The sequence below is a fragment of the Bartonella sp. AD328YNZD genome (genome assembly GCF_042196425.1).
Genome location: NZ_JBHIQG010000065.1, coordinates 1 through 10,170 on the forward strand (window position 1 = coordinate 1; position 10,170 = coordinate 10,170).

Genomic DNA, 10,170 nt, shown 5'->3' on the forward strand with positions numbered 1-10,170 from the left:
GAGAGAGGTGAAAGAATGAATGCAGAAATGAACGAAGCTATGAATGAAGATTATAGGGTTGGTGCACCGGTATTTGAAGATGATGGGAGTTCTTTTGAGAACGATTATGAGGTCGAGACGGTTGAGAATAATGATGCGACACCTCCAGAACCGGTTGCAGAGCCCGTTGAAAAGCCTTCAGAAATCGTTCCTATAGATCGGCAACGTGCAGAACAACAAGCTCAACAAGCCCGTGAAGCGCTTGTCAAGTTTTATGAACCTCAATCTCAGACGCCAATGGTTGAAGGTGAAGGCGGACCTCCAGATCCTACACAAGACATTATTGGCTACATGGGTTGGATGGGAAAAAAGCTTCAAGAGCAAGATGCGTATATTCGTGCACAACAAGATGTTCAAAGGCAAGCTATTGAATCCCATGAATTTAATGGACATTTGAACCAGTTTTTAGAAAGTTCTGTTACATCAATTAAAGATAAATACAGTGATTTTGATGCGGCGGCAGATTTTCTTTATGAGACGCGTGCAAAGCAATTAAGTGCTTGGTCTTCTGTTTATCCGACTTATGCGCAAAAGAGCACGATAGATGCGATTATAGGGGATGAACTGCGTACGATTGTAGCGACTTGCGCCCAAAAGGGGGTTAATCCAGCAGAAGAGCTTTATAGGATAGCGCAAAATCTTGGTTATCAGAACCAAGCAGTGCAAGCCAATAATCAAGTAGCAGCGCTTCAAAGCCGGCAGAATTCTGCGAGAACCTTAACAGCATCTGGAGGAGGGGGGAGTACAGGTCCTATGACCAAAGAAACACTTGCGAATATGTCTGAGAAAGAATTCAATGCTTGGATATCAAATCCGAAGAATGAAGCCTGTTTTTATGAAATTATGGGTGCAGACCCTGATTAGGCAATAAGTTTTACAACATAATCCGCCTTGATGCGGGTTTTCCACCGGCTTAAAGCCGGTTTTTTTACAGCAAAGAAAGGTGAAATCAATGGCAACAACACATATAGGACCCCATGATCCGCAATCGGTGAAATTGTGGTCACAGAAATTAAGCAATGAAGTTTTGAAAGCGACAAAAATTGCTCCTCTGATTGGCAAAAGTTCGAACAGCATTATCCAGCTTTACAACGAAACCCATAAGAGTGCAGGGGATAGCGTTACGTTTAGTCTGCTGGTCAATCTGTTTGGGGACGGTGTCACACAAGGCGAAACCTTAGAGGGCAATGAAGAAGCGCTTCAATTTATGAATGATCGGTTGGTGATTAACGAGCTTTTACATGCAGCACGTGTAGCGAATGATGACTCGATTGACCAACAGAGAATTCTCCCGAATTTGCGTAAGAAAGCGAAAGAAGGCTTGGTTCGCTGGTATGCCAATCGTTTAAGCATCATGTTCTTTCTTCAGGTATGTGGTTATACAGCTCGTACGATCAGTGTTGATGGTCGAGAAGTGTATATTAAGCCGGTTCATTATGGCTTTAATGAAATCATGGCACCAAGCAGTGAACGGATTATCCGCCCCGATGGGAAAACCAAGGATGAAGATCTTAATGATAAAGCCAAACATAGCTTTAGTCTTAAATTGATTGATGAAGCGGTTAAACAAGCCAAACTTGCCAATCCGCAAATTTCTCCAGTCCATGTCAATGGTGATGATGTTTATGTTCTCTATTTGCATCCAACGCAAGTCATGCAATTGCGAACCAATACAGCAGTTGGTGAGTGGTTAGATATTCAAAAATCGGTTTATGCGACCTCTCGTGCAAAGAACCCAATCTTTGATGGTTCTCTTGGCATGTATAATGGTGTTGTTTTACGCGAAGCTATTCATGTCACCCATGGTGTAAACTCGACAAATAATACAGCGGTAAAGAGTGTGCGTCGTGCGGTGTTCTTAGGAGCACAGAGTTCGATTATAGGTTTTGGGAAAAATCATAGTGCAACAAATTACACCCTCAAAGAAGAATATTTTGATTATGAACGTGAATTTGGTGTAGCCGCCAAGACTTTGATAGGAATGAAGAAAACCCGTTTCCAAATGCCCAATAGTGCGCAGACAGCGCAAGATTTTGGAACGATTGTTATTCCTACCTACAGCGGTGAAGCAGCAGCGTAATTATTAAGGAGGAAAACAAGACATGGCAGATCAATTACCCCCTCCATTACAGGGAAGAAATCTTCACACCCAACAGGTGAGTTTCTTACGTTTGAATATCTCGCATAAAGAGAAGCATCTCACAGAAAAAATCGGGATATTACCCCGTGGTGCTTTGATCACGTCGATAAAAGCGTTTGTGAAGACAGCGTTTTCTGAGACGAAATTGAAGATTGGCAGCACTTATGGCGGCAATGAGTTTGGCGAAAAAGATATCAAAGCCCAAAATACGCAAGATTTTACACCAACAGACCAAAAGGTTTTTACTCCAGAGGATAAAGAAATGACCCTTTATGCAACAAGAGATAAAACCACTGATGCTGGTGAGTGTGTTGTGGTTGTGCAATTTGTGACAAATCATTGAGGGGATAAGACATGGCAGATTATTTACCACAGCCCTTGCAAGGGAGAAATCTTCATACGCAGCAGGTAAGCTTTTTGCGGCTTAATTTTAGCTATGAAGATAAAGAAAAGGTGATGAAGATAGGTACCCTCCCTCGTGGTGCTTTGATTACTTCAATTAAAGTGTATGTCAAGACAGCATTTTCGGACACGAAGGTAAAAATAGGCAGCACTGCTGGCGGGACTGAATTTGGGGAAGCAGAAATCAAACAGCAGGCAGTCAAAGAGGTTAAGCCTAGCAATCAAAAGGAATTTGTCCCTTATGATGAAGAACTTACTCTTTATGCTAAAGCTGATAAGACAGTCCAAGCAGGTCAAGCAAGTATAGTCGTTGAATTTGTGACCAATTGTTAAGAGAAGTCTAATGACGCGTCATTATATTCGGGTTAAGACGGGGGGACCAATACCGGCAAAACAGGATGTTTATCGTCATAGAAGAACGCTTTCGCACTTGGTGTCGGTCATTCAAGATGAGATTGATGACATAGCGGATGAGTATGTTCATCAAATCCAAGAAAGCATTTTTGCAGCCATTCGTTTTTGTGAACGGGAGACCTTTTACTTTAACGAAAGCCGTGATGTGGTGTTTGAGACACGGGCGGGACAAGGTGTTTATGATGCAAGCACTACCCGCCCTATTGAAACAGCTGTTAAAATCAAAAACGTTTATCTGAGTTCTGATCAACATCATAAGTTTGCATTGGAGTGTAAGGATCATGTTTCTTTAGAGCCTTTGTTATCATCAGAGCAGCAAGGAACGCCGGTTTGTTACAGTTATTTTGATAGGAAATTACATCTTTATCCCACGCCGGATAGAGCCTATCAGATTCAACTCATTCTCTCTCCATTGCGTTTATCAGATATAGAGAGTGTTGATGAGGAGCATCCATGGTTTGTGCACGCGTTTGATTTGATTAAGGCGCGTGCAAAATACGAACTTTACAAGAATATCTTGAAAGACCCCGATTGTGCAACGGCAGCTTACAATGACTTTAACGAGCAATTGCATGAATTGCGTACAGAGACGTCTCAACGTCATAACGTCACGCGAATAATACCGACGGATTTTTAAGATGGTTTATTTTCCAATCGCTGATTACAGACCAGATGTTGCGATCGTTAACGGTAGCTTTACGGATACACTTGTGAATGTTTTACCGGCAGATGGCGGTTACATACCCATGCCTAGTGCAATGGTTGTGTCTCATCCTTTAGAAGAAAAGCCTTTGGGTTCAATAGCGTTTAGAAGTGGCAATGGTGTTAAGATAATCGTAGGAGGCAAGCAAAAGCTTTACAGTTATGATAGTCAAACGAAGGGTTGGAAGGATATAAGCCAAAGTGGTGTGACCTATCAAGCGCATGAGGATAATCGATGGTCGTTCGCCTTGTTTGGCGAAGCCATTATTGCGGTAAACAAAAATGATAAACCGCAAGTTTTCAAGGTTCGTAGTTCTGAACGGTTTGAAGATTTAGGAGGCAATCCCCCGAAAGCAGGATTGGTCAAGGTTTGGGGTGATTTTGTTTGTTTGATGCAATTGACAGATCATCCCAATCGCATCCATTGGTCGGGTTTGAATGATGCAACTCATTGGACGGTAGGTGATAAAGATTGTTATTATCATAATTTTAATGATGGAGAATATGTTCAAGGGGCAACGGAATCGAGCAATCCCCTCGTTTTTTTGCGTTCTGCTATTTATGCTGGTTGTTTTACGCTAGGCTCTAAAGTCCCCTTTATTTTTCAAAAGCTTCAAGACAAGCGTGGATCCCGCAGTGCAGCCTCTATAGCGTGTCGTGGGAGTGATGCTTTTTTTGCTGGTGATGGTGGCTTTTATCAGATCAGTGCTGATGGTCAACTTTTGCCGATAGGCTTTGAGAAAGTTGATAGAACGGTTTTTAAAACTTTTGATAAATTTGCTCTTGATGAGATGCAAGGAGTGATAGATCCCATTGATAACCGGATTTACTGGTCCTTAAAAAGAGGCAATAACGAGCAAACGACCTTTGTCTATGATTGGGGCTTGCAGAAATGGTCGACGCTACAGGGAAAACCTTTCACGTTGTTTCCAGTATTTACGACAGGTTATACTTTAGAACAGTTAGATGAGATCTCGATCAATCTTGAGACATTACCGGCTTCTTTAGACAGCCCTCGTTGGCAAAGTGGCGCCCCCATGCTTGGTGCTTTTGATGATGAAAATAGGCTTGTTATGTTTACGGGAGCACCGATGGAGGCAACGGTTGTTTCGCAAGAATTGGGAGCACCAGATGGAAGTTTTAACTTTATCACGAAAATGTTTGCCGAAGTTGATACGACGCAAGGTCTTTTAAGCATAGGGGAACGTCGGCTTCGTAATGATCAGACGCCGATCACATGGCACAAGGAGAGGGTGTGTTCTTATCTTACGGGTGCTTATCATGGTCGTTCGCGCAATCGTTATCACCGCTTTAAATTGCGTATTCCTGAAGGCGTTCATTGGAACCATATCACAGGGTTTAATGTGGATTTACGTCCTTTAGGCAGAGGGTAATGGCAAAAGTTTTTTTGACCACGTCTTGGGATGTGGAGCGTATAGCGCCTTATCTGGAAGACATCATTGAATCTTTTAGAGAGTATGTGGAACGTTTTAAACATGAAATCACGTTGCAAGAGCTCCTTGAAGCGATTTGCAGTGGCAAGAAACAGTTATGGCTTGTTTTGGATGATGACGAGCGCTTTTTAGCGGCATTCACGACCCAGATACAGCAGACAGTTTTAGGAAAGAAGCGCGCTCTGATTTGTGAATGTAGTGGCAAGGGCGTTCTTGATCAAGTTGATAATTTGACATTTGTAGAGGATTGGGCGCGTGAGAATGGGGCTTCTGAAATGGAGATTTTGGGTCGCTTGGGATGGAAACGTGCACTGAACAAACAAGGTTATGGCATAGGTATGCTTTATTATAGGAAGGAATTGTGACATGGGGAGCAGTAGACCAGCAACGACAGAACAGAAGCAGGTACAAACAAGCGCCCCTCCCACTTGGATGGAGAATGTATTTAAGCGTGGGGGTGCAGATGCGTATCAAATGTATGATACAGGGATGGGTGGTAATGTGTATGGAGGACCTCGTGTTGCCCCGTTAAGTTATCAAACGCGCTATGGAATTGGTGGTCTTGGAAGTATTCCTCATCATTATCAAAATCGCTCTTTGATGAATACAATCTATAATCCAACGTCGGCAGCCATGAATCTTCGACATATAGCTTCTGGTGGTATGATGGGAGAAAATTCGTATTTCAAACAAGCACTTCAAGAAGCATTAGATGATTCAGACACTCAAATTAACCGATATTTCTCAGGGATTGGTCGTTATGCAACTCCTGATCATAGAGAGGAAATGCGGAAAGGAAGAGATTCTATATACGCTCGTGCTATGTCAGAGCAATTTAATCGTGATGCAGACCGCATGATGCAAGCCAATGCCATGATAGACCAAGCCAATCAAAATCAATTGGGCGCCTCAAATAACTTCTTACAGGGTTATGGGAATGCCTATTCCAATGCCATACAAGGTGGAGGTGTGCTTGATGCCCACAATCAACGCCTTGTTGATACCAATAGAGAACGTTGGCTGGAACAAGACAATAGCGGTTGGAATAGGTTGAATATGCTTATGAACGCCGGTCATGGCTTCGCAAGAAATTACGGTACGACGACGAATAATATGTCAGAATCTAAGATGCATGGTAACGACCCTTGGAAGAACGCTATAGGGATTTTAGCTGGTATTTCTGGTTTTGCAGGAAAAAAGTGAGGTAGTTATGCAAAATAGTAACGATAACATTTTATCAAGACTTCTTAAGTCTATGCATGTAATGAGCCAATATGTACCACGTATACGTTTCAACGATCTAGAAGACGCCAAACAACAGGCAAATAATTTACCTTATTTAACCCCTTCTTCCCCTATAGCAACTTTTGGTTCACAATCAAATCCTTTAGGTTTAGCTAAAAATACTTCACCTTTACCAGATGTAAGTTCGTCTTTAAGATCGGCAGGCAGAAAATCAGATGTACCGTCTTCAGTTCCTTCTTTACCAGTAGCGACCTTTGGTTCACAACCAAACCCTTTAGATTTATCGAAGGATATGGAACCTTTGCCTAATGCAATTGAAACTTCAGATTTGGCATCATTGCAACCAAAGCGGTCTCAGTTACCCGAACCGATTTCACCTGTAGAACCACAGCAGTTTGCACAGCCACAACAGAGTACTGTTCCTCACCAAGATGCTGGTTCTCAACAGAGTTTTTGGGATTACTTGCGTAGTCCTGAGTTTTTACAAAGATTATCAGATTATGGGATTGGTTATGCATTATCAGATGGAACGATAGCACAAAGTTTAGCGAATGCAGCTATGAATCTTCGTCGTGGTGATATGGAAAGAGAAAAAAGAGGGCAGGTTAACCAGACTGTCGAGTATCTAAAGTCCAAAGGCTATAGTGAAGAAGAAGCTGCTATTATGGCAAGGAATCCTCAAATGCTTAGTGCGATGCTAACAAATTCTGATAAACCTAGACTTTCTCCCGACTATCATCTCGTTTTCAATCATAAGACTGGAGAGTGGGAAGCAAAGGTTATCAAGGGTTCTAAGGCATATGATGATATACAAAAGCGTGAGCAGTTGAAAAAATTACAAATAGTAGACGCTAAAATTATGAGAGAGAGTACATCACAAACGATAAAGGAAGCGCTCGATATACTTAAGAAAAATCCTAAAGCATCCACTGGTGCAATTGGTCAATTTTTACAGTATTTGTGGGACACACCCGCATCACGATTGAAAGATCATCTAGAATCTATCAGAGGTGGAGCGATGCTCCATAGATTAGATAGGATTAAAGCTCTTTCACCGAATGGTGCTTCTGGATTGGGTCAATTAACTGAGAAGGAAGGTATTAAATTAGAAAATGTTTATTCTGCTTTGCAACAGAGTTTGTCTCCTAAAGAGCTCATAAAGAATTTGCAACGTTTACAAGAGATTTATAACAAAGCAACAGATGCACAATTAGCTATTTTGATTAATGATAACATAACAGCTGCGGATGTGGATGAAGCATTTGGAAGTCTCGCACAGCATTCTATAGATTCGCCAACTCTTACGGGAAAGTATGCAGGTGTATCGTTCATTACTACAAATGAAGAGGTACAAAAACTTCCTAAAGGATCAAAATTTGCCGTTCGTACTCACGACGGGATAAGGATTTATGAAAGGTAAGTTGTATGACGTCTTCTCTAAAAAAACACAGTAACCAGATACCGAATTGGCTTAAAAAATATAAATTAATTGATACTATTCCAAATACTTCAAATGCTACGGATTTGGGTGACAATAAAACTCAACCTATACCGGATTGGCTAACAAAATACAAATTAATTGACACCATTCCGAATACTTCATCTTTTGTAGCAGTTGAAGATAATCAAGTACAACAACCTACAACAGATGATTTTTCATTTGATGATAAAGATCTTACGTGGTGGGATGCTGTTAGAAGCCATGGTATATCTGGTCTCACGGCAGGTTATAGTGATGAGATACAAGCGGCGAATGAAGCAGGTTTTACGGATTATTGGCGTGGTGATAAGAAAGCAGTAGAGGTTTATAACAGAAGAGTAGCCAAGGAACGCGCTTACCAAAAAGCCTTGGAAGAGAAATATCCATGGTTGTCTTCTGGTGCTTATATTGCTGGTTCGATTTTACCAACAGCACTTTCACTTGTCCCTGCGCTTAGATTTTTGAAAGTAGGTACTGCGGCATCAACATTTGGAAATCTTGGTAAGGCGGCAGTTTTAGGAGCAGGTTCTGGCGCTTTGCATGGTTCTGGTGCGGGAGATGGTCTTTATGATCGCCTTGCTTCGGCAGGGATTGGTGGTGGGATTGGAGCAGTTGCTGGTCCTGTTGGTTCTCTTGCTGGTACCGTTGTTTCTTCAGGATTGAATAAAGCGTTAAGAAGCATGCAAACAGCGCCTTTTGTAAGAAGGCATTTTAATCCTGCTCATAAGGAAGTTCAAACTAAAGTAGTCAGAGAAGTTGCAAAAACATTATATGATGATGGTGTTGAGAATGTTGCGGAGCGTCTTACAAGTGCGCCACGCCATGCATTTTTGACAGATATCAGTCCAAATTTAGAAGTATCCCTTGCGAATATGGGAACAACAAATACGCGTGTTTCTGAACTTTTGAAAAGAGCCCATGAAGGACGGATGCAGGGAGCAGTTCAGCGCCTTGGTCAATCGGCAGATGAAAACATTACACCTCTTCAAGATACAAAAGTTTTAAAAAGGTTGCTTAAAGAGCAAGGGGAAGAAGCACATGGTCCTCTCTATGCACAAGCCTATCGTACTCCAATAGAAAAAAGATATTATCCAGCTCTTAATAGGCTTTTTAAACAAGAAGGATTTCAAGACGCTCTTAAGCACGCTGTCAAAAAGTTAGAAAGAGACCCCCGCACAGCAATACCTCAACGATTCTATGCAAAAGAGTTTAGCCATATCAATTATAAACCTACAATGGAGTTACTAGATCGAAGCAAGAAATCCCTTGATGTTTTAATCAGAATGAATCGAAAGCTTGGTGATGAAGAAGGGGCTTCTACATATCAAATTTTGAAGAACAATTTGGTAAAAATAACGGATAAAATTTCCCCTACTTATAAAGCAGCTCGGAGTAGCGCAGCAAAATACAAAGGCTTTGCAGAAGCTATAAGCCAAGGCAAAAAAATTGCAGAAAGAGATGTATCTGGAGAGGGGATTGCAGAAGGTCTTCGTAAAGGAGCTATGCCGGATGGTCTCAATACTTATCGCGTAGGGATACGAGATTATATTGATGACGTATTAGAAAAAACCCGCCCTGTTAATACACTTTCGAATATTTTACAAACGGGTAGCGTGTCTAAAAATCTTAGCAGGTCTTTAAATCCTAAAAACATTAAAGCGTTTAGGAAAGCTGTAGATGATGAAAAAATCTATGAAGATGCGGCGCAAAGAGCACTAAAGCCATTTCAAGGAACGCCAGAGGCTTCTCCTTTAACAGGTGTTCATATTCCGTATGGAAAAGTTAGTACAGCACGTGCTGGGGCAAAAATTACTCAAAATATTTTATCTGATACGATTAGAAAATTGCCTCAAAAAGAGAGACAAATATTTGAACGGGATATAGCAAAGTTAGCAACTTTTGGCGTTAAGGGTATGAACCAGCAGGAAGTTGCTCAAATGGTACAAAGATTTATACGATTACATAAAGCAGGAATTGGTAATGAACGTTTCTGGCACTTTGTTTCTTCGGCACTGATGGGAGAAGTGGGCAGATTTGCAAGGAGCAAAATCTATGGCTAGATATAACCCTTCAGTTGATCAAGCGATACGGCAGACGGCAGCGCGATATGGTTTGCCCGAAAGCTATTTATACCGTGTTGCGCAAGTGGAAAGTGGCGGCAATCCGAATGCAAGAAATCCCCGTTCTTCGGCGGGTGGGTTGTATCAATTTATAGACAGCACAGCCAAACAATATGGTTTGCAAGACCGTTTTGACCCCATGCAAGCGGCAGATGCCATGGGGCGCTTGACGCT

The 10,170-nt window shown here is 41.7% G+C and carries 11 protein-coding genes; all 11 read left to right on the plus strand.

Translation table 11 applies throughout. From position 1 onward, the window contains the following. Positions 1 to 15: 15 nt before the first annotated feature. The gene (locus tag ACFIO3_RS04830; RefSeq protein ID WP_375608810.1) at positions 16 to 903 is read left to right on the plus strand and encodes a hypothetical protein; all 888 of its coding nucleotides are present in this window, start codon (positions 16 to 18) and stop codon (positions 901 to 903) included. Positions 904 to 991: 88 nt separating this feature from the next. Then, positions 992 to 2,119, plus strand: a complete 1,128-nt coding sequence (locus tag ACFIO3_RS04835) for a N4-gp56 family major capsid protein (RefSeq protein WP_375608811.1) — start codon at positions 992 to 994, stop codon at positions 2,117 to 2,119. Between the two features lie 22 nt (positions 2,120 to 2,141). Continuing rightward, positions 2,142 to 2,522 carry a hypothetical protein gene (locus ACFIO3_RS04840; protein ID WP_375608812.1) on the plus strand — a complete coding sequence of 127 codons (381 nt, stop codon included), beginning with the start codon at positions 2,142 to 2,144 and terminating at the stop codon, positions 2,520 to 2,522. 11 nt (positions 2,523 to 2,533) lie between these two features. Further along, entirely contained in the window at positions 2,534 to 2,914 is a 381-nt protein-coding gene (locus tag ACFIO3_RS04845) for a hypothetical protein (protein WP_375609772.1), read from the plus strand. 10 nt (positions 2,915 to 2,924) lie between these two features. Beyond that, positions 2,925 to 3,632, plus strand: coding sequence for a hypothetical protein (locus tag ACFIO3_RS04850; RefSeq protein WP_375704146.1), 708 nt, complete (start codon positions 2,925 to 2,927; stop codon positions 3,630 to 3,632). A 1-nt stretch (position 3,633) separates the two neighbouring features. Next, positions 3,634 to 5,091 (plus strand): hypothetical protein, encoded by a 1,458-nt coding sequence (locus tag ACFIO3_RS04855; protein ID WP_375704147.1) that lies wholly within the window; start codon positions 3,634 to 3,636, stop codon positions 5,089 to 5,091. Further along, the gene (locus ACFIO3_RS04860) at positions 5,091 to 5,516 is read left to right on the plus strand and encodes a hypothetical protein (RefSeq protein WP_375704148.1); all 426 of its coding nucleotides are present in this window, start codon (positions 5,091 to 5,093) and stop codon (positions 5,514 to 5,516) included. Before ACFIO3_RS04855 ends, ACFIO3_RS04860 begins: the two co-directional genes overlap by 1 nt. A 1-nt stretch (position 5,517) precedes the next feature. After that, the gene (locus ACFIO3_RS04865; RefSeq protein WP_375704149.1) at positions 5,518 to 6,354 is read left to right on the plus strand and encodes a hypothetical protein; all 837 of its coding nucleotides are present in this window, start codon (positions 5,518 to 5,520) and stop codon (positions 6,352 to 6,354) included. Positions 6,355 to 6,361: 7 nt separating this feature from the next. Beyond that, positions 6,362 to 7,816: a hypothetical protein gene (locus ACFIO3_RS04870; protein ID WP_375608826.1), complete on the plus strand. Its 1,455-nt coding sequence runs from the start codon at positions 6,362 to 6,364 to the stop codon at positions 7,814 to 7,816. A 5-nt stretch (positions 7,817 to 7,821) separates the two neighbouring features. Next, entirely contained in the window at positions 7,822 to 9,936 is a 2,115-nt protein-coding gene (locus ACFIO3_RS04875) for a glycine zipper family protein (protein ID WP_375608825.1), read from the plus strand. Continuing rightward, positions 9,929 to 10,170 (plus strand): transglycosylase SLT domain-containing protein (locus tag ACFIO3_RS04880; protein ID WP_375608824.1); only part of this gene is annotated, 242 nt, incomplete at its 3' end. The genes ACFIO3_RS04875 and ACFIO3_RS04880, both read left to right, overlap by 8 nt.